At 71.1% G+C, this 20,670-nt stretch carries 12 protein-coding genes and 1 pseudogene; 7 read left to right on the top strand and 6 right to left on the bottom strand.

The window, feature by feature from the left end; translation table 11 throughout:
• Positions 1 to 210 precede the first annotated feature (210 nt).
• Complete coding sequence (locus tag H5J33_RS01245) at positions 211 to 2,970, top strand: tetratricopeptide repeat protein (RefSeq protein ID WP_181792864.1); 2,760 nt, start codon at positions 211 to 213, stop codon at positions 2,968 to 2,970.
• A 24-nt stretch (positions 2,971 to 2,994) separates the two neighbouring features.
• On the opposite strand, the gene H5J33_RS01240 is transcribed toward H5J33_RS01245, so the two are convergent.
• Entirely contained in the window at positions 2,995 to 3,903 is a 909-nt protein-coding gene (locus H5J33_RS01240; protein ID WP_181792862.1) for a serine/threonine-protein kinase, read from the bottom strand.
• A 330-nt stretch (positions 3,904 to 4,233) separates the two neighbouring features.
• On the opposite strand from H5J33_RS01240, the gene H5J33_RS01235 reads away from it, so the two are divergent.
• The 5 genes from H5J33_RS01235 (at position 4,234) to H5J33_RS01215 (ending at position 13,253) form a co-directional block, all read left to right on the top strand.
• On the top strand, positions 4,234 to 5,505 hold the full coding sequence (locus tag H5J33_RS01235) for a PD-(D/E)XK nuclease family protein (RefSeq protein ID WP_309485286.1): 1,272 nt from the start codon (positions 4,234 to 4,236) through the stop codon (positions 5,503 to 5,505).
• 56 nt (positions 5,506 to 5,561) lie between these two features.
• Entirely contained in the window at positions 5,562 to 6,653 is a 1,092-nt protein-coding gene (locus H5J33_RS01230; RefSeq protein WP_181792859.1) for a hypothetical protein, read from the top strand.
• A complete protein-coding gene (locus tag H5J33_RS01225) occupies positions 6,646 to 10,155 on the top strand; it encodes a hypothetical protein (protein ID WP_181792857.1) in 3,510 nt (1,169 codons plus the stop codon). Before H5J33_RS01230 ends, H5J33_RS01225 begins: the two co-directional genes overlap by 8 nt.
• A 31-nt stretch (positions 10,156 to 10,186) precedes the next feature.
• On the top strand, positions 10,187 to 12,928 hold the full coding sequence (locus H5J33_RS01220; RefSeq protein ID WP_181792855.1) for a pPIWI_RE module domain-containing protein: 2,742 nt from the start codon (positions 10,187 to 10,189) through the stop codon (positions 12,926 to 12,928).
• Between the two features lie 184 nt (positions 12,929 to 13,112).
• Positions 13,113 to 13,253: a hypothetical protein gene (locus tag H5J33_RS01215; protein ID WP_258564796.1), complete on the top strand. Its 141-nt coding sequence runs from the start codon at positions 13,113 to 13,115 to the stop codon at positions 13,251 to 13,253.
• Here H5J33_RS01215 and H5J33_RS01210 read toward each other — a convergent pair.
• Entirely contained in the window at positions 13,250 to 13,954 is a 705-nt protein-coding gene (locus H5J33_RS01210; protein ID WP_181792853.1) for a response regulator transcription factor, read from the bottom strand. The genes H5J33_RS01215 and H5J33_RS01210 overlap by 4 nt on opposite strands.
• Positions 13,951 to 15,213, bottom strand: a complete 1,263-nt coding sequence (locus tag H5J33_RS01205; protein ID WP_181792851.1) for a sensor histidine kinase — start codon at positions 15,211 to 15,213, stop codon at positions 13,951 to 13,953. The genes H5J33_RS01210 and H5J33_RS01205 overlap by 4 nt, the downstream gene beginning before the upstream one ends.
• Before the next feature lie 257 nt (positions 15,214 to 15,470).
• On the opposite strand from H5J33_RS01205, the gene H5J33_RS01200 reads away from it, so the two are divergent.
• On the top strand, positions 15,471 to 17,675 hold the full coding sequence (locus H5J33_RS01200; protein ID WP_181792849.1) for an MMPL family transporter: 2,205 nt from the start codon (positions 15,471 to 15,473) through the stop codon (positions 17,673 to 17,675).
• 346 nt (positions 17,676 to 18,021) lie between these two features.
• Here the strand turns inward: H5J33_RS01200 and H5J33_RS01195 are convergent, their stop codons facing one another.
• The 3 genes and pseudogenes from H5J33_RS01195 to H5J33_RS01185 all read right to left on the bottom strand — a co-directional run.
• Positions 18,022 to 18,519 carry an RICIN domain-containing protein gene (locus H5J33_RS01195; protein ID WP_181792847.1) on the bottom strand — a complete coding sequence of 166 codons (498 nt, stop codon included), beginning with the start codon at positions 18,517 to 18,519 and terminating at the stop codon, positions 18,022 to 18,024.
• Between the two features lie 68 nt (positions 18,520 to 18,587).
• Positions 18,588 to 19,028: an RICIN domain-containing protein gene (locus H5J33_RS01190; protein WP_181792845.1), complete on the bottom strand. Its 441-nt coding sequence runs from the start codon at positions 19,026 to 19,028 to the stop codon at positions 18,588 to 18,590.
• Positions 19,029 to 19,571: 543 nt separating this feature from the next.
• Positions 19,572 to 20,670: pseudogene (locus tag H5J33_RS01185) on the bottom strand (AfsR family transcriptional regulator); the annotation flags it as partial.

Genomic DNA, 20,670 nt, shown 5'->3' with positions numbered 1-20,670 from the left:
GGCTGAGCCGCCGTTTCGTGCTTCTGCGAGCGGCTGGTGCCATCGTGCCCGGAGGTGAACCGGGACCGCAGAGCGAAAACTGAGGGATAACTGAGTCCCCGGGGGGCGTGAAGAAGCGAGCGCGTGTGAAGCGGCACAGCGCGGCGCACAGATGAAGCAGCGCCGGCGAGGGGCCGGATAGCTGACTGCGGCGCGGTGAGGGGGAAGGCGATGGAGGGGTACGTGCTGGGCCCGGTGCGAGCGGAAGGGGACGACGGCAGAAGGGTGGTCGAAGGGTCGAAGGTGGCGGCCCTGTTCGCCCTCCTGGTGACCTCACCGGGCTGCCGGTGTACCAGGAAGGAGATAGCCGAGGTCCTCTGGGAGGGCGACGAGGATGTCGGCGTCCGGGTTGACCGTGTCGTCGCCGACCTGCGGAAGCGGCTGGGCCGGGAGTCCGTGCCCCATAGCGGCAAGTCGGGTTACTGCACGCTCCGCGTCCCGGTGGGAGACGTCGACCTGCTTCGTTTTCGCGAAAAGGTGAAGCAGGCCGAGGGGCTGACCTGTAAAGCGCAGTTCGAACTGCTCGGCGCGGCCTTGGAGGAGTGGAACGGCGAGGACGAACCGCTGCACGGACTGTCCGAGACCGGCTTCCACTTGCGTCGGGAGGAGCTACGGGCCGAGTTGATGGCCGCCGTGTACGCGCGGCTGGACGCAGCCCACAAGTCCATGGAGGTCAAGTGGCTGCGCGAGGAGACGGAGAAATGGTTCGAGCGCGCGCCGGAACTGCCCAAAATCTTCCGGTTCTACCTGCTCGCCCACGCAGACCTGCCGGAGTCCCGACGTGAGCGGCTCATCAAGAAGTGGGAGAAGCGCAACGGAAGAGCGGACGCCGATGTACAGAGCGCCATCGACCAGGTCCGGGGAGAGGGCCGCCGGCCGGGCGGGGCGCTCCTGCCCCCCGTCCCCGACCAGTTGCCCGGCGGCAGGCGCAAGCCGATCGGGCAGGACGAGCTGATCGGTGACCTCTTCGAGGCCGTGTGCGAGGAACAGGACGCCGGCAATCTGGCGCTGGTCCTGATCAGTGGCATGGCGGGCGTCGGGAAGACCACGGTGGCCGAGAACCTCGCCGGTCGGCTGCGGGAGCGGTTTCCCGACGGGGTGCTGCGCGGCGAACTGAACGGATTCGCCGACGGAGACGTGCGGCCCGCCGAACCGGACGAGATCCTGGACGGCTTTCTGGCCGCGCTGCCGCCCTACACCACGGTGACCGGAACGGAGAGCAAGAGCAACGCGCTGCGGTCGGCGCTGGCCCACCGGTCGGTGCTCATCGTCCTCGACGACGCGCTCAGCGCCCAGCAGGTGCTGCCGCTGCTTCCCGGAGACGGTACCTGCGCCGTGATCGTCACCAGTCGTAACGACCTCTTGCGGCTGCAGTCCGAGAGAAAGGTGCTGTTCCGCAAGATGGAGCCGCTGCACGAAGCGGACGCCCTGGAGGTACTCCAGGAGAAAGTGTCGGCCGAGGACCGGGCCAAGCACGCCGTGCCCTTCAGCAAGCTGGTCCACCTCTGCGGTCGGCTGCCATTGGCCCTCGTGGTGGTGGCCCGGCTCTTGGAGGTCGGTGCGCGTCCGCTGCACACCCTCCCTGCCCTGGTGCGGGAGATGGAGAAGGAGCTGGAGCGGGCGAAGCTGGACACCCTGGACCTGCCCGAGCACGAACTGTCGGTCCGCGCCGCGCTCAACTGCTCCGTGCGCGTGCTGAACGAGGAAGCCCGGCTGCTGCTGTGGCAGCTCGCCGTCCACCCCGGGCCCAGCGCTTCCTGGGAGGCGGTGATGGATCTGGGGCGGGCAGTGGACGAAGGGACGCGTACCGACCGGGCCCTGGTGGACCTCGTGGCGGCGAACCTGGTGGAACATCACGGCGACCGCTACGGGCTGCACGACCTCGTGCGGGCCTTCGCCCTTCGGCACGTGCGGCCGGTGCCGGACGGAGAGGACGCGGAGATCGAGCGGGCGACCGTACGACAGGTGCTGGACCACCAGTTGCACAACGTCCGCGCCTGCGACCGGGTGCTCGACCGCGAACGCACCCTGCCCACCGGCGAGCCCGGAGCGGTCAGGGTCGCCGAACCCGCGGACCTCGCGGAGGCGATGGCGTTCCTGGACGAGGAGTACCCCGCCGTCCAGCGAGGCATTCACTTGGCGATCAATCGGCGTATCGACCGGTACGTGTGGCTGCTTCCGATGGCGCTGGTCACCTACCAGTGGCGCCGCCGCCTGCTCGATGATGCGCGGCAGAACCTCCGGTACGCCGCCGAGGCGGCGGAAACCGTCGCCGGCCCGGTCGATCGCGCCATGGTCCACCGGTCGCTGGCAGGGACCTACTGGCGGCTCGGTGAGTACGACTTGGCTGTGGGCAACCTGCGCAGGGCCGTCCGGCTCAGCGAGGAGGACCGCAGCACGGAAGGCCGGCTGAGTCTGGCCCGTACGCTGCACCGGCTCGGACTCACCCTGCGCAAGCAGGGCGACCGGACGGGAGCGGAGGAAGTGCTCGGCCGCGCACTGGATTTGTGCCGGGAGGTGTCCGACCGGGTCGGGGAGGCGGCTGTTCTGAACGTTCTCGGCGCGATCGACCTCGACCGGGGCGAGCACGAGCAGGCGCTCCGTCGGTGCGCCGACGCCCTGGGCGTGGTGGAGCGCACGACGGAGCGCAGCGGCCTGGCCGATGTGCTGTTCACCCTGGCCAAGGTGCACCTGGCCCGTTCCGAACGGGACGAGGCCATCACCCTGTACCGGCAGGCCTCGGACATCTACCGCGAACAGGAGAACTGGCCCAACGAGGACAAGGTACGGATGCTCTTCGCTGATGTCCTGGTGTCCGCCGGCGACACCGACGCGGCGGTGCGGGAGCTGGAGAGAGTCATCGTGCTGCGTGAGCTGATGGACGGTGAGGGGGTGCGGGAGGTCCGGGAGCGGCTGGAAGGGCTGAGGTGACCCGCCCGGTCGGCGGCCGTCGGCTCACCGTCGAAGCCGGGGCGGATGCGTGCGGTAGTACTCGGTCGGGTCCGGGCGCAGGGGCTTCGATGGCCGTTGCGAGCCGAGCTGGGGTAGGTGGCAGCGGAGCCGATCGAACACTTCACGGACATCCGCGGGGCGCTCTGTCGCCTTCCACCGGACCATCCACAGCGCCAGGGAGGCGAACTCCGGGGGTAGTTTGGCGAGTCGATCGGCCGGCAGCACCGGGGTGCCCTCTTCCGCCCGCTCGTCCTGTCCACCGTAGGGCAGGCGCATCACGGTCATCTCCAGCAGGATGCAGCCGAGTGCGAAGATGTCCGCTTGCCGCGTCAGACCTGACGGGCACGCGTCGGACTGCTCGGGGGAGGCCCAGCCGCGCGTGCCGCGTGCGTATTTCGTCCCCTGATCCGCCACGACCGCGTGGCCCATGTCAATGAGCCGGAGACGGCCGTCCGGCTGCACGATGACGTTCTCGGGCTTGAGATCGCAGTGCACCAGATTCCGGTCGTGGACTTCTGCCAGGATTTCGCACAGTTGGCCGATGACGGCCGCAACGGTCCCAGGATCCTTAACGGGCAGGGCCGCCGACAGGACCTTCTGCAGTTGGTGCCCTTCGACAAATTCCATGACCAGGCACCGGCGTCGCCGGTGTGTCCCCGTGGCGATGACTTCGGGAATCGCCTGGATTCCCGTCAGCATCATCATGCGTGATCCCTCTTTGAGGAGTTCATCGCCGGCCCAGTGGAAATCGCTCTCGGGTCCGAGGTCCCGGGCCTTCTGAAGCTTCAACGCCACCTTCTGCCCGTTGTTGCGGTCACGCCCGAGGAAAAGGTCGCCTTGGCCGCCGTCACCGACCATTTCCAGCACTTCGTAGCGCCTCTCCACATCGCCGACCTCCTCGATCTCCCTCACGGCCATCCACCTTTCCTCCGTACGGAAACGGAGCACGAAATGTCACAGCCATGGCTGCCCCCCGACGGGGTGACCCGCACGTCCGACGTCATCACGGTATCCGCCGGAATGTTCAAGGGGGGAGAGTTCCGATGCCCCGCCGCTGACGCTCTCAAGGCCCGCGGCTACCACACCACCGACCCCGTACCGCGGCGCCGTGAGCGGTTGGAGCACTTCGCTCTGGGCCCCTTCATGGCTGCCTGCGACATCCGTTCGGGGCCTGCCGGCCATCCGCCCCGGACACGTACCGGGCCCTTGCACGACGGTCTGCGGACCTGGTCGGAGCACGGCGTGACGTTGTACGAGGCGGCCTTCCCCCTCGACCCGGAACGCCCCCTGCACGAGGTGCCCGAGCCGTGGACGTACCGCTACCGGCCGTCCGGTCCCGACCCGCGCGACGCCCAGGAGTACCGCCTCACCGTGTGGGGCCGCTGCCTGGCCTCCCCCGACGGTGCCTACCGCGAGCTTCGTCTGCCCGTGCACCGCCTGCGGGACCTGCCGCCCGACGGGTTCACCGCGGCCGTCGCCCTGGTGCTGGCCGAGGGCGCCCCCGGACCACCGCCGGAGCACGTACGGATCGTGGAGTTCGCGCTCTTCGACGGCCGTACGCGGGAACTCTTCGCGGGAAGCCGGGAAGAGGCGCGCGCCCGGTACCGCGAACACGGCCCCGCCGCCTTGGCCGGCGTACTGGACGGACGGGAATACCGCCCGGGGTCCGCCTGTGGCGGATGTCCCTACCTGTCGGTGTGCCCGGCCCTGCGCACAGCGCCCGGACTGCTGGGCATCGAGGCGCACGACCGGCCCCGCCGCACCTGGTCGGTCACCAACGGGCGGGTTTACCGAGCCTGCCCGGCGCGTGACCATATGCGCCGGCTGCACCTGCCCACGGCGGATTCCGTCGAGCGCGAGGTGACGGCCGAGCGCGGCCGGGCGCTGCACGCCTACCTCGCCGAACGGCACGCCCACGGATCGCCTCGGCCCTGCACGGTCGAGGTTCCCGAGGAGTGGGTACCGGAGGGATTCGACCTGCCCGCGCACGAACGCGCACTCGGCGCCCTGCTGTTGCGGCGGCACGCCGCGGTCTGTCCGCTGCGGTACGTCGGGGACGGTACGGATGTGCGGACCGAGCCCCGGGTGGTGCGGCACGACACAGCCGCCGACGTGGTGGTCCTGGCCGCGCCCGACCTGCTCTACCGGGATGCCGGGTCATGGGTGTGGCGCGAGACCAAGACCTCCGTCACCGATCGGCGGTCCGACCGCCCCCTGCTGGAGCGTTATCCGCAGTTGGCCCTGGCCGTCGTGCTGATCGCCCGCGGTGACCTGGGCGGTGATCCGTTCCGCGCGCGAGTCGAGCTGGAGATGCTGCGCCCCGGCGGCGCCGACCTGGAGATCATCGATCCCTTCGCCCCGGCCAATCGGGTCACCGCCGAGAAGGTACTGCGGGCGATGGTGGCCGACTGGCACGGGGACGACCAGTACGCGGCCCGGCCCGGACGCTCCTGCGAGCGGTGCGAAGTGGCCCGCTGGTGCACGGCGTCGTCCGTCAGCGAGGCCGCGGCATGAGGGCGGGGTCGGCCGGCCGGACCGATCGGCCGGACGCCGGTGAGGCGCCCGAGGGCGTGGGCAGCGACCTCTTCGGCGAACTCGCCCGCATGGTGGCGGCTCTCTCCGAGGTCCAAGGGCTCCGCTCCTTCACCCTGCCCTATCCCCGCCTCGCCCAGCGGGCACTGGATCGCACGGTGATGCGCTGCCTCGATGCGGGGGAGTCGCCGCCGAGGAGTCTTCCGGAGCTGTGGGAGTGGTGCCGGACCAGGCCGTCCGACGACTCACTCTTCGCGGTCCCCTCCTCCCTGGTCTCGCCGGGCACCACGCTGGTGCACCGGGTCGGCCGGATGCCGACCCGGTCGTGTCTCGAGGTGGCCTCGCACGGACCGGGTGGAGGCGTGGCGGCACACGCCCGCGCGCTCCTCGGGGACCTGCACGCGCGGAGCGGAACGGAAGAGCACTACCGGCAGTGCCGGGCGTTCCTGGCGCGTCACCCGGTCGTCCACCAGCAGGACCGCTTCGCGCCTGGTTGGAACAGGGCGGTCTGGAGCCGGGTCAAGAACCTCTACGGTCCGTTGCCCGAGTTCCTGCTCGTCGACGGAGACTTCCTGTACTGCCCCTCGTGCAGGCTCCCCGCGCTGCCCCGTGACAGTGCCGTGCCCGTACCCGTACCCGGACCGTCCGGCACCGGCGCGGAACTCTGGTGCGAGGGGGAGGACTGCCCGCACGACGCCCCTCCGCGGCTCATCCGTGAGCCGGACCAGGCGTGGATCCTGCAGCGCTCGCTGCGCTGGTACCTCGTACTGCCGCACCGCACCGACGAAGCCGCCCGGGAGGCACTGGAGCGCGCCGAAGTCGCGTACGAGACTCTGCCCGGTCTTCTGCCCGCCTACCGGCTCTGGGACACCGGCCCCCGCATCGTGGACATCCAGGTGTACGACCGCCTGCAGCCGGCGCTCCTCGCAGCCCATCTCACCGCCAACACACCCCCCGCGGACCGCACCCTCGTCGTGGTCCCCGACGCGCTCGCCGGACGGGACGGCTACCGGCAGGCCTTCACCGACGCCCTTCCCGCGCTCCTGCGGGACCGGCTGGTGCTTACCACCCCCATGGACCTCGTGCCCGACCTGGGACAGACCCGACGAGAGGAGAAGGACGATGCGTAGCCTCACCCCGCCCTTGACCGACGTGTTCAACGCGCTCAAGGCATTTCTGGGGGCCTCCGTGCCCCAGCCCGCGCTGGAAGCCCTCTGCCAGGTCGAACTCGGCCTGTACCTCCAGCAGAAGATGATGCCGGGCAGCCCCGCGGGCAGCGCCTGGGTGCTGTTCAGCGGGTACGGGTTCGCCGAGGCGCACCGGGCACCGCTGCCATCCGATGCGGCGAAGACCCTGCGTATCGCCAGGTACTCGCTGTGGACGCTGCGCCGGAGCCGCACCTGGCTCGAGGCGCTGGACACCTACCAGAGGTTCGACCCCAGGGTGCGCGCCTACGACGTACCGGACGCCGAGACGCCCGCTGCCCGCCGCGACCTCTCCGTCGCCGGCGACCGCTTCTCCGTCTACGAGCAACTGCTGCGTGCCGCACCGCCGCTGGCGGGCAGGCGCCTGCCGGTCGCGGGTCAGGGCCCGCACGCCTTCCCCGTCAGTCGCACCATGGCCGTCGTCGACCTGCCGGCGGTCCCCCGCATCCCCCTCGTCGCCCACGACATGGACCTGGAACCGGCCGGCGGCGGCGAGCCCTTGATCTTCACCAGGGAGGACCTGGAGCGCACGGCGGCGGAGATGGACGCCCAACACGCTCGCTCCGGCAAGGGCCGGGCACCACGGTGGCTGGAGCGGCTACGGTCGTTCGACCTGTCCACCAAGGAGAACGGAACCTTCCACAAAGCGAGGAAGGACGAGAACTTCGCCTTCACGGTCGATGGCATCCAGCACCTGCTCGGCATCGTCGGCGCCGGCAAGAGCACACTGCGCGACATCATCGCCGTCCATCTCGCCAAGCTAGGCAAGCGCACCACCATCGTCGTCACCGATGTCGCGGAGGTGCTGAAGCTCGTCCGGCTCTACGACCTCTACACCGACGGCGCCGCCGCACCCGTGCTCGGCTCCTCGGGCCGTGAGCGGCACGCCCAGCGGTTGCACCGTCGGCTGGCGGGCCGGGGCGAGCACCGACTGCTCGCCCACGACGACCCCGCATTCGCCTACCTCGGCACGTCCTGCCTGCTCAACGTCAGACGGCAGGGCGCCACGTCGACGACCGAACCACTCGCCTACGGTGAGGCACCCTGCTCCCGGCTCCGACCCCCCTCGGCCCCGCGGCGTGACCCGAGCGACGGACGGCACTCCGCGTGGCAGAAGAGGGTGACGAGCTGCCCGTACTGGTCCGCCTGTCCCCGTCACCACGGAGCTCGGACCCTGGTCGGCGCCCTGATCTGGGTGGCCACGCCGGCCGGGCTGATCGACGCCTCGCCGCCCCGCCCTCAGAACGGCGAGCGCATCCGCTTCCTCGAACTCGCCTGCCGCCGTAGTGACCTCGTGATCATCGACGAGGCCGACCGTGTCCAGATGCAGCTCGACCGGACTTTCGCACCCGCCGTCGTCCTTGCCAGCGACGAGGACAAGGGCCTCATCGACCAGCTGAGCCGGCACAAGATCCGGGAACTCGCGGCCGGCGGACGCACCCAGCTCTCCGAACGGGACGTCGAGACCTTCGCCGCCGCCCTCAACACCGCAGGCGCGGCCACCGACCGGCTGTACGCGATGCTCGTCGCCGGGTACGAGCTGCGCAAGTGGGTGCGGACGGGCTACTTCAGCGCCTGGACGCTCCAGCTGGGGCTTCTCGACGAACGCTACGAACTCCCTGACGACAGCGGTCGGGAGCACCCCCATCACGCCCCCCGCGAGGCTCTCGGGAGACTGCTCGACGCGTTCCGGGACAACCCCTTCGGTGACCGTCACCGCAGGACGGAGGAGGACTTCAGCCGGCTGACCGCCCTCCTCAACGAACTGCTCCACACCGGAAACCCGGAGAACACCCGGCGCCGCCTCACCGAGGTCATGGACGAGGTCTTCGCCATCGACCCGACATACATGGCTGCCCGGCAGCGGAAGTACCAAGAGGCGTACGACAAGTGGCGGCGCGAGGAGGAGGAACAGAAGAAGAAGCGCGGGCGCCGCAGGAAGCCCAAGCCTCCGCCCCAGACTCCCGAGGAATGGCGGAAGCAACTCGCGGAGCGCTTCGAGTTCACACTGTTGCTCAGCGCCCTGGAACCACGGCTCGCCATGATCAACGCCATGTGGCCCCGTGTCGAGGCCGCCCTCAGCCTGGGCTTCAACACGATGTACCGTCGGCCGCTCGACTACGGCCCGATGGTGCCCGAGGCCCCGATGGGCAATGTGCTCGGCTTCCAGTTCCGGGTCCCGGGTGAGGACAAGGGCGGAGTCCGCAGCGGCGAACTGACCTTCTTCCGGTGCAGCGGCGTCGGACGTGAACTGCTGCGCGCCATCCCCGATCTCACCTCCGTAGACGGCAGGCCCGGTGCCCACTTGCTGCTCATGTCGGGCAGCAGCTGGGCGGGCGCGTCCAGCCGCTACCACGTCTGCGTCCCGGTCGGTGTGGTCATCGAACCGCCGGCCGAGGTGACCGAACGCATCGCCAACGAGAGCTCCATGCGCTTCGAGTTCATCGACGACGGCGACGAGAAACTGCGCATGTCGGGAACCCACCCGGACGACCGCCCGGAGAAGCTGCGCCGCATCGCGTGCCATCTAGGTGAGGGTGGAGACGAGTACGAGGTCACCGGCGGTGGTCCGCTCCAGCAGGAGTTGCTCTCTCTTCCTCCAGGGCGCGACCAGATCCTTTTGCTGGTCGGCAGCTATGCCGAGGCACGTGTGGTGGCCGACACACTGCACAACCTCAACGTCCGCTGGCGCAACAAGGTGCTGTGCCTGGTGTCGGACGACGAGGAGATCACCGCGGAGGACGAGGCGCCGTCCGCCTACCACGCCCGATCACTGCGCCGGGGCGACGTCGAGCACCTGAAGGACCTCAAGGCGGACATCCTGGTGGCGCCCCTACTCGCGCTGGAACGCGGCCACAACATCCTCAACCAGGGCGACGAGGCGGCCATCGGCACGGTCTACTTCCTGGCACGGCCCCATCCGCACCCAGAGGACCTCCACCTGGCCGTCAACGCCGTCAACGACTGGGTCGTCCGCGCCGTCACCGGTGGTGACTTCGCCACCCTGGTGCAGGGAAAACCCACCGTCGAGGAAGGAGCGGAGGAGTTCCGCCGCCTCGCCCGTTCGTACTGGTACCAGGTACTCGCCCGTTCTATGGCGTGGAGCCGTCTCGACGACGACGTACGGGAGCAGGTCACCTGGGACATGCTGGTCCTGTTGTGGCAGGTGATCGGGCGACTGGTACGCGGTGGCGTACCGGCCCGGGTGGTCTTCGTCGACGCCGCCTTCGCCCCCAACCGCGGCGCCGTACCGGCGCGGCCCGACACCCCCGAATCCAGTCTGCTGCACAGCGTCCTCGCCGTCCTGGACCCGTATTTCGACGGCGGCACGACGACCGCGGAGGAGCAGTTCATCGTCCGCGCCCTGTACGCGCCACTGCGCAGCATGCTCACCCGCCTGCTCGCCGCCGAACCTGCCCACCCGTAAGCGCCGAACCCCTGTCCCAGGAGGTCATCCCGTGTACCACCACATTCGCGTCGCGGCCTACGAACCCGACCCGCTCCACGGACCCTGGCGGGAGGAGATGAAAGTGCTGCGGCTCGGCGAGGACCTGCACGCCGAGCTCACCGGGATGCATGCCGAGGCGGACAAGAACTCCGTCCACCCCCACCGGCTCCCCGTGCGCAGGCTCAACTCCCTGCTCCAGGCGATGGCGCCAGGCGTCATCGCGACCGGCCGCAACGCCGGGACGGATGGCCGTCTGCCGTGGCTCTACGCGCGGGAAGCCGTCCCGCCGGACGTGCTGGCCCCGGTGGTAGGAGCGTGGGCGGCGGGAATGCACCGGCAGGACGACGACTCGGAGGGCGCCGATCTCGAGGAGAGGCTCCGCTCCGGTGACCCGGCCGAGACGGTACGCCTGCCCCACTGGGAGACGGAACCGGTCGACCTCGCCGAGAGCGTGGTCTCGGCGGGCGGAACCGCCGAACCCGCCGCGCGGCTCTACAGCCTGCTGCCCGAGTGGATCGCCTTCCGGCTGGCCGCCCGGACGTTCCGCACGGGCGGCACCACACTCCACTTCCGCGTCGAGAGCTCGGGTGACGGCGCGCGACTTGTCTCCTGGCCGCCTCAGCGATACGAGCGCCGACGGCAGACCTGGTACTACTCGGCCTGCCTCACCATCACCGTCCACACCGTGCCGTTCGCCCCGCGGTTCCGCGTCCATGTGTCCACCCAGGTACGCCGGTGGGCCACCCGACTGGACGTACGCCCCCACCAGCTCGGCGGTACGACCGTCCTGCTCGACGCTCCACTGCCGTGGCCGGAAGGGCCGGACCGGGGCCACCGGCTGATGGTGAACACGCTGGGTTACGACCGGCGATCGAAGGAACTGGCCTGGCGCCGGCACAGCCCCGCACCGCTCGTGCCCGAGCTGGACATCGTGCGCAACTATCCCCGGCCCGAAGCGCTCTTCTCCGACCCCGAACGCTGGATCAACGGTTCCGGGGACGTGGCCGCCGGCATCGTCTACCACCCGTCGATCGGCCCGCACGAGGTCGGACCCGGGCTGATGCCACGGGAGCGGGCGGATCTGGACGCCTGGGTCGAGGAAGGGCTGCGCCCCCTGCTGACCCGGGTCCCCGACCTCACGCGTGTCTCCCGGAGCAACACACCCTCCCTGCTGCCCCGTTCCGGCGCCGGACGCGTCCCGGGCGTCCGCGACGCCCAGCTGGCTCTGCAACGGCGGGCGGCGCTGACACGCGCACTGAACGGCCGCCCCCTGGAGATCGACGTCTTCTGGCAGTCCCCGGAGACCCGTGCGGCGCTGCTCGCCGAGCTGCCCAAGCTCATTGGTCTTCCCGCCGGGCAGCAAGTGCCGTCGGCCGACGGGGAGACCTGGCAGTGGCAGTGCGAGGGGGTCGACATCCGCGTCCGGGCCCGGCCCGCGGGACCCTTGGCCGACGCCCTGCCGACCACCCGAGCCCGCGGGCGCCTCAGGGCCGTCCGGCTGGCCGAGGCCATCGAAGGGCGCTGCGGGCTCGTGGCGGACCGGGCGGACCCGCTCCTCGGCGGGGCCGGAGTCGTGATCACGGAGATCGCCGGCAAGGAGCGCTTCGCCGCCGTCCCGGACTCCGACCCCAAGCACGCGCTGCGCATCGCCTGGGCACGGCAGGGACGGCTGACCCAGTTCGTGAACTCGCCCGACGACACCGACAGCGCTCTGGAACACCGGGCCAGGTGGACCTGGCTGGACGCCTTCCGGCAGCTGGGCGCGATCAGCCCGCCCGCCCATCGGGTGGGAGCCGGCATTCCGGGCGACCTTCAGTACGCGGCGCTCTGGCTCGTACGCCACACCAGGAAAGGGCCCACGCGATGCCCCGTCCACCGGCTGGTGGCGGTGCGGGTGCGCCCCGGGGACGGACCGGGCGTCATCGAGGGGTGGGACGCAGAACGAGCCGAATGGGTGCCGTATCCGAGGCTGTTGCTGCTGCTCTCCCAGGCACGGGAACCGGCGGCGAGCGGCGGGAAGGAGACCGGCACGGGGAAGCTCGTCGATGACTCGGCAGCCCCGGGAGGATCCCGGCCCGCTGCCCGCCCGGGCGTGGAGCAGGACAGGCAGCGGGAGGCCGAGCGGCAGATCCGGGCACTGCTCTTCCAGCTCCGCGACCGCCCGACGCTGCTGCTGGCGGACGCCGGAAATCTGCGCCAGTGCTGGCCTGGCCTGCGCAACGGTGCACTGGACCGCGACATGCTCGGCTTCGGGGCCGAACCCGCCCAGCGGCACACGCTCTACGGCCACGACCTGCGGGTGCTGCTCGTACGGGACGCCAACGCCCGGGGTGAAGTGGCGGACTGGTACGCCCACGACACCGAGGACGGGGTCGGCTTCGCCGAGGGTGTGTGGGGGACGGCGGATACGGAGGGCCGTGTCTTCGCGAGTACGGCCTCGAAGCCGCACACGGTGGCGAAACTGCCGAAGGGGCTCATGAAGCTGGTGCCCACGGCACAGGGCCGGACAGCGCCCGGGAAGACCGCGTGGAACCCCGGGCAACTGGAGATCACCGTGCTCGGCTGTCTGTCGGAGAAGGCGCTGACGGACTCGGGGCGTGCGGGCGACCCGCCCGACCGGCCGGCGGAGTGGGCGACGCTCGCGCACCAGCTGCGTTACCACGACGACTACCCGCCGCTCGCGCGGCCTCTCCCGCTGCACTTGGCGCGTCTCGCCGGTGAGTACGTGCTTCCGGTGGCCGGAACGAAGTAAGCGGGGAGTACGTCATCCGCTTCCTGAGCGAGGTGCCGTCTGAATGGGGCATCCCAAACGATCGACGCTGATAAGGATCAATGCTTCCCTCGTGTGAGCGCCGAAGCCTGAACCTGACCACGGGGACGGCGTCTGGTGCACTCCTTGCTGGGGTCACTTTGGCACGACCGGTGGTGGAACGCCCGTGTGGTCGCGCACCCTGCGGGGAGACGCCTCCAGCATCAAGAACCACGTTCTGCCCTACTGGGCGGAGTGGGAGATGCGGGTCACCACCCGCTTGGACGTCCAGAGCTGGCCGCAGCCTGATCGAGAAGGGCTCGCCTAACCCCTCCGTCCGGTCCGGTCACCCCCCGGACGGGCGGTGACCAGGCCGGACTCGTACGCCGCGATGACCGCCTGGGCGCGGTCGCGCACGTCGAGCTTGTCGAAGAGGCTGGTGATGTGGTTCTTCACCGTGGAGTGGCTGATGCCCATGGTCCGGGCGATCGTGGGGTTGTCCAGGCCGGTGGCCATCAGCCGCCACACCTCCACCTCGCGGGGCGTGAGCTCACCCGCCACGACATCGGGCGGTGGCGGCGCGCCGTGCGGTGTCCGGACGTAGGCGGAGATCAACCGGGTCAGCAGGCGCGGGGCCACCACCGCCTCCCCGTTGTGGACGGTGCGGATCGCCGCGGCGAGGTCCTCCGGTGAGACGTCCTTGGGCAGGAACCCGTACGCGCCGGCGCGCAGCGCGGCCACCACGTACTCGTCCATGTCGAAGGTGCTCAGCGCCAGGACCCGGCATCCGGGCAGCGTGCGGGCCAGCTCCTCGGTCGCGCCGACCCCGTCCAGGACGGGCATCCGGATGTCCATCACCACGACGTCGGGGCTCAGCCGCTGGGCGAGCGCGACGGCCTGCGCCCCGTCCTCCGCCTCGCCCACCACCTCGAAGGCGGGGTCCGGGGAGAGGATCAGCGACAGACCGCGCCGGACCAGCGGCTGGTCGTCCGCGATGAGGACCCGGATCCCGGGCGTCGCGGCCGTCACCGGTACACCGCCTCCCCACGCGGCCCGCCGCCGACGCGCTCGGTGGGCTCCCCGCTCTGGACGGCCGCCTCAGCCGTCTCCTCCGCCGCCAGTGGCAGCTCGGCCACCACGGCGAAGCCGCCCTCCGGCCGCGGCCCCGCCTCCAGGGTGCCGCCGTGCAGGGTGACCCGCTCGCGCATGCCGATCAGGCCGTACCCGCTCCGCACCGGTTCGTGCCTCGCGTCCTGGGACGGCACGCCCCGGCCGTCGTCGCGCACCTCGACGGTGATCCCGTCCGCGCGGTAGGCCAGCACGACGGACGCGCTGGCCGGCCCCGCGTACTTGCGCGCGTTGGTCAGGCCCTCCTGAACGATCCGGAACACCGTCAGGCCGACGGTCGGCGGCAGCGGCCGACGCGTTCCGTGCACGCTGAACGCGGTCGGCAGCCCGGCCCGGCGGGACTCGTCCACCAGCCGGCCGAGGTCGTCGGCCCCGGGCTGGGGCGAGGCCGGGGCGGCGTCCGGTTCGTCACCGGTCCGCAGGACGTCCAGCAGCTGGCGCATCTCGCGCAGGGCCAGCCGTCCGGAGGATTCCAGGGTGACCAGGGCCTCTCGCACCACGTCCGGGTGGGCGAGGTTGGCGCGGGCGCCACCGGCCATCAGCTGCATGGTGGTGATGTGGTGGGCCACGATGTCGTGCAACTCGCGGGCGATGCGGCGGCGCTCCTCGGCCACCGCGCGGTCGGCCAGCAGCCGGCGGTTGGTGTCCACCTGGCGCTGCCAGCGGGCGACCGTGAGGCCGCTGCCGGCCACGAACGCGGTGGAAGCGACGGCCGCGATGCCCGCCTCCGCGGAAGGCACCGGGAAGTCGCTCTGGCTCAGCATCGTGACCAGCGCCGTAGCCGCGGCGGCGCCTGCGGTGACCGGCCAGGCGCGGTTCCGGGCGACCGAGTACACCGCCACCGTCAGGACGATGCCGAAGTGGGTGCCCATCGGGGTCGACAGGTCGATCGCGGACTGGAGCACCAGGACGGCGGCGAGCGCCCGCACCGGGTGGCGGCGCCGGGCGAGCAGCGGCACGCCCGACAGCACGAGCAGGACGAAGCCCGGCACGCCGACGCCACGGGTATCCGTCACCTCGCTGACGAGCAGGTGGGCGAGCAGGTCCAGTGAGCCGGTTCCGACGGCCATCAGCGCGTCCGACCGGGCCCACGGCAGGCCGTCCGCGCGGTTCTGCGGGACCTTGTCCACGGCCGCGCCGGGGTGTTGACGCCCGTCCATACTCGTCCTCCCGGTCGGCCGGCGTTGATGCCTCATTCTGGCATCGGCCCGCCCGGCCCCGGATGGTCCCTCCGGCCGAGGGCGGCCGGGCGGACCAGGAGCACGGTCCCGGTTCCGGCCCGCCGGGGGACCGGGGGCCCGGTCCCTGATCGTCCACTGTCCGGACGCCCGGCGCCCCCTTCGCCTGATGGTCTGTAAGCCTGCCGGGAACCCCCGGCGACAAGGCCGACGTTCGCGTCCATCAGCCGGAGGGCACCGTGATCCGCGCACTGACCGGATTCTCCACCAGACACGCCTGGAAGGTCATCGCCCTCTGGGCGGTGCTGGGACTGGCGCTGGGCGCGCTGGGCCCGATGCTGCTCGGCCGGGTCACCCAGTCCCAGACCGGTGACTTCCTGCCGAAGAGCTACGACTCGGCCGCCGCCCTGCGGATCGCCGAGGAGGAGTTCGGGGTGAAGCCCGACGCCACCACGATCACGGTGCTGGTCGCCCGGAGCGACGGCAAGGCGCTCACCGACGGCGACCAGCGGCGGATCGAGACCGAGGCGGCGGAGCTTGGCAAGCGCCGGGTCACCATGCCGAGGGAGGAGGACGAGCCGGCGTTCCTCAAGCCCGACCGCTCGCAGACCCCCCGGATCGCCCCGGCGATGACGGCACCCGACCGGAGCTTCGAGTTGCTCTCCGTCGAACTCACCGGCAGCGCCGTGGACGAGGGCGTCCAGGAGGTCTACCGGGCCTTCCGGGAGTCCGCCCGCGCGAAGTTCGACGCCGCCGGGATGCGCACCGGGTTCACCGGCGCACTGGCCGAAGCCGCCGACAGCGCGGACGACAACCGGGTCGCCGCACTGATCGGCAGCAGCCTGGTCACCGTGCTGATCGTCCTGCTCAACGTGCTGGTGTTCCGCAGCGTGCTCGCGGCCGTGCTGCCACTGCTCGCCGTCACCGTGATCGGCAGCGTGGCCGCCGGAGCCGTGGCCGGCGCCGCGGCGCTCACCGGCCTGCGACTGGACGTCTCCACCCCGAGCCTGATCTCCGTGGTGCTGCTCGGCATCGGCGTCGACTACCTGCTGTTCCTGCTCTTCCGGTTCCGCGAGCAACTGCGCGCCCGGCCCGGCCGGCCCGCCCGCGAGACGGCCGCCGAGGTGTCCGGCCGGGTCGGCACCGCGATCACTTCGGCCGCGCTGACCATCGTGGCCGCCTTCGCCACCCTGGGCGTGGCGAGCTTCGGGCAGTTCCGCTCGCTCGGCCCGGCGATCGCCGTCGCCGTCCTGGTCATGCTGCTGGGCAGTCTCACCCTGATGCCGGCGCTGCTCGCCGCCTGCGGTCGCAAGATGTTCTGGCCCTCCCGCAGCCTGGACCGGGAGCCGCGGGCGGGCGCGGCCGCCCGCTACGGCGCCTTCGTCGCCCGTCGTCCGATGGTCCTCCTGCTCGGCTCGGTCGCGCTGCTCGGCGCTCTCGCCGCCGGGACGACCGGGATACGGATGGACTACGGCCAGGGCGGCGACTCCGGGACCGCGGCCGCAGCCACCGCCAAGGAGATCGCGCGCGCCCTGCCGGCCGGCGTGTCCGACCCGACCACCGTCTACGTCACCGCCACGGACGGCGGCACCCTCGACCCCGCCCGGCTCGACGGCCTCTCCCGCGCCCTCGCCAAGACCGAGGGCGTCGGCCAGGTCAGCGGCACCGTCCTGAACGAGAACCGCCGCGCCGCCCGGATCGACCTCTTCCTCACCGCCGACCCGCAGAGCGCACGGGCCCGCGACCTGGCCTCCGGCCCGGTCCGCGCCGCCGTCGCCGCCCACACGCCCGCCGGGACGAGTGCCCACGTCGGCGGTACGGCGGCGATCTTCGCCGACATCTCCGTCGCCGTGGACCACGACCTGGCGGTCGTTTTCCCGGTCGCCGCCGCCCTGATCGCCCTGATCCTGCTGCTGCTCCTGCGCAGCCTGCTCGCCCCGGTGGTCCTGATGCTCTCCGTCGGGCTCGGCTTCGCCGCGACCCTCGGCGCCGCCACCCTGCTGTTCCAGCACGTGCTGGACGAGCCCGGTGTCAGCTTCACCCTCCCGCTGGTGCTGTTCCTGTTCGTCGTCGCGCTGGGCACCGACTACAACATCCTCATCACCGACCGGATCCGCGAGGAGATGCACCGGCCCGGCCCGGCCCGCGCCGCTGTTGCCCGTGCCGTCCGCCACACCACGCCCGCCGTCGCCACCGCCGGCCTGGTCCTGGCCGGTTCCTTCGCCACCCTGGCCACCACCCCCGGCAGCGCACAGATCGCCTTCGCGCTGACGCTCGGCATCCTCCTCTCCGCAGTCGTCCTCTCGCTCGCCCTGGTCCCGGCCCTGGCCACCCTCCTGGGCCGCGCCCTTTGGTGGCCCCTCCGCCCTACCGGCCATCACACCCCCGCCGCCCCACCCCGCCCTCGACTCGCGTCCCCATCCTCTGAGCGCCTCACTTCCTGACCGGCCGCCGCCTGCCCCGGCACGCCCCGGCCCCACCCCGAGTCGATCAGGAAGCCGGAGCGGTGGCCGATCCTGAGGACTCGGAGCGGCCGCGGCAAGGTCGAGCCGGGCCGACGGGCCGACAGCCCGGCCGAGAAGGTGAAGAAGCACCGAGGTGCCGGTGGATCCGTACCTCGTACTCAACCGCCTTCTCCTCCCCAAGCCAGGAGCCTGCTTTGGTGCCAGGGCTGGTGCGGTCTGGTTCGCGCCACGTCGCGCCAGCCCGACTAGCCCGGATCGATGGGTGGTCAGGGCAAGGCGGCTCATTGTGAAGGGCCGTCGTCGAGTGGACCCGTTTCCCGCCCGGCTACGAACGGGCCGGTGTCGCGGGAATGTAGCCGAAGAGCCAGCTCTGGTAGCGGTTGTTCTGGGTCTGGGGCCTCAGGTACACGTTCCCGTCGCTGTCCGAGTCCAGGGCGAGGGAGACGTTGAGGAGTGCGTTGGTACGGGCGGCGGTGTTGAAATCCCAGGTTTGGGGGGCGTACTCCGAGCCGGCGCAGATCATGGCACGGACCGTCGTGTCGCTGACGCGGGTGACGCACAACCCGGTGGCCACGTTCCGGAACGTCCAGAGGTTGACGCGGTTGACGCTGGTGGGGTTCCACTGCTGGTAGGGATTGTTGCTGGTGCAGGGCTTCGTGTAGACCTTGCCCTGCGAGTCCGAGTCCAGGCAGCGGCCGGTCTGTTCGTTGCGGATGCTCTGCGGATACCCGTCCCTCGGGTCGGTCGTGGCGCTCGCGGGAGCCGCGAACACACCGACCGTCAGAGCTGCCAGGATGCCGGCCGTGGCCAGTCGTGCTCTCATGAGTGACCTTTCCGGGGTGGTGTGCGGCCGGGCCGTTCCCGGGCCGCCGCGATGAGGACGGTGAGGTATCAGGCCAGGTAGAAGAGCCAGCTCTGGTAGCGGTTGTGCTCGGTGGCGGGCCGCAGATAGACCTTGCCGTCCTTGTCCGAGTCCAAGACCACCGGGATCGTCGGGGAGTTGCCGTTCTCCAGGACCTGCATGCCCGACTTGTCGACCAGTCCCCATTCCATGGGGTAGTAACCGTTCGAGGCGCATACCATCGTGCGTACCGAGGTGCTGTTGACGGCCGTCAGACACAGGCCCGTCTGCACGTTGCGGAGTCGCACGCGCGTCGACCCACTTCGATCCGACGGCACCCACTGCTGGTAGGGATTGTCGGAGCGGCACTCCTTGGTGTAGACGTTCCCGTCGGTGTCCGAGTCGAGGCAGCGCCCGGTCTGCTCGTTCACCACGACATTGGCGCGGTCGAGGACGGGTTCGGCGGCCTGTGCCGACGGCGCCAGGGCCACGCTTGCGCTTACGGCGGCCAGGATTGCCACAATGCCGGATCGCACTCTCATCGACGGCCTCTCTTTCGTCCGGCGGGTGCCGGAAACGTGCTGTGCGGTGGGTTTGCAGCCAACCGCAGGTCAGCGTGCGCGGGCCAGGAAGTTCCACCAGCAGAAGTGCTGTCCGTCATTTCCGCCGGTCGCCCCGGGTGTCGAGGCCGGCGCGCCGGCATGGGTTCGTGAAGCTCCCGGGGCGGGCGCCGGCCGGAGTCGGCGGGGTTCCGGCGGCGTCGAGTCGCCGCCGACGGCTTCGAGCGGCCGTCCGGGCGGACCGGAGGGGGGCTCGGGTATGGCCGTTGTGCTCCGCTTCGGTGACGGCGCCGGGGCCCGGCGAGGGTGACGCGAGCGCGTGGTGCGGCAGCTGCCGGCCGGGCACCCGAACAGTTCCGGGATTCGACTGCCACGCCCCCGCACCTCACGAGTTCGGACCTTTCGAGCAGGACGGGCGCGCCGACGACGACGCCATCGACGCGGTGGGTGCCGACGACCGGCAGTCTTCAGGGCTCAGGTGCGTGTGGTGAGTCGTGTGAGTGCCGCGTCGTACCGTGCCTGGACTTCCGGGTTCGCCGATGCCCGCAGGAGGGCGGTGAGTGCCCGTAGCACACCGTCGTCGTAGCCGGCCGCTTCGGCTTCCCGGGCGGCGAGGTCGAGCTGGGTGATGCCCTCGGCCTGTTTCCCGAGTCCGAGCAGTGCTTCTCCCTTGATGACGAGCAGCAGGATGTGGGGGATGTCGGTTGTCCCGGGTCGGTCCTCGAAGGCCAGGACGTGGGTCGCGGTGGCGAGGGCTTGGTGCCAGTGTCCGGCGTCGGCTTGGTGGCGGGCGAGGTGTTGTGTGGCGAGGCGTTCCATCCTGCGGTCGCCGATCCGGCGGGCCAGGTCGGCCGCGCGTTCGCAGCTGTGGGCGGCTTCTTCGAGGCCGCCCAGGGAAGCTTGGGCCATGGCCAGCACGATCAGGGCGTTGGCCTCGGCGAACGCGTCGCCGGCGCGGGCGGCGAGCGTGGACGCGGCCTCCAGGTGGACGAGTGCTTCCGGGGTGCGGTCCTCCTCGGTCAGAACCCAGCCGAGGACGTTGAGCAGCCGGGCCTCGCCGTGCTCGTCGGCGGCGGCGCGCGTGGCCGCGAGGGCGGTCTGCAGGAGCGGGACCCAGCCGTCGCGCACGCGCCACACGATCAGCGGCCACATCGTCATGACGATGCGCCAGGTCCTGTCGTGCAGTCGGGCGGCGTTGGCCGCGGCGACCGCTTGGGTGAGGTTGTCGCGCTCGGCGGCGAACCAGGCCACGGCGGCGGAGCGGTCGTCGAACCTTCGCACCGCAGCGGGCGCGAGAAAGTCGGACGGGAGCGGGAAACAGTCCTCCGAGCCGGGTTCGGCCGCCGCCACGGCCCCGATGGCCGTGGCGACGTAGTGGTCGAGAACGCGCTTGAGGGTGTCGGGGTGGGCGTCCAGGGTGCGGGCGTAGAGCCGCACCAGGTCGTGCATCGCCCACCGGCCGGGCGCCGTTTCGGTGAGCAGGTGCGCGGCCGCCAGGTGCTCCAGGGCGCTCTCGGCGGCCACCGGATCCGTGCCCGTCAGAGCGGCCGCCGCGTACCGGTCGACGTGTGTG

Source organism: Streptomyces sp. WELS2, assembly GCF_013870595.1.
Lineage (GTDB): Bacteria > Actinomycetota > Actinomycetes > Streptomycetales > Streptomycetaceae > Streptomyces.
Note: the sequence above shows the minus strand (reverse complement) of the source record. Positions and strands in the feature narration are given on the sequence as shown.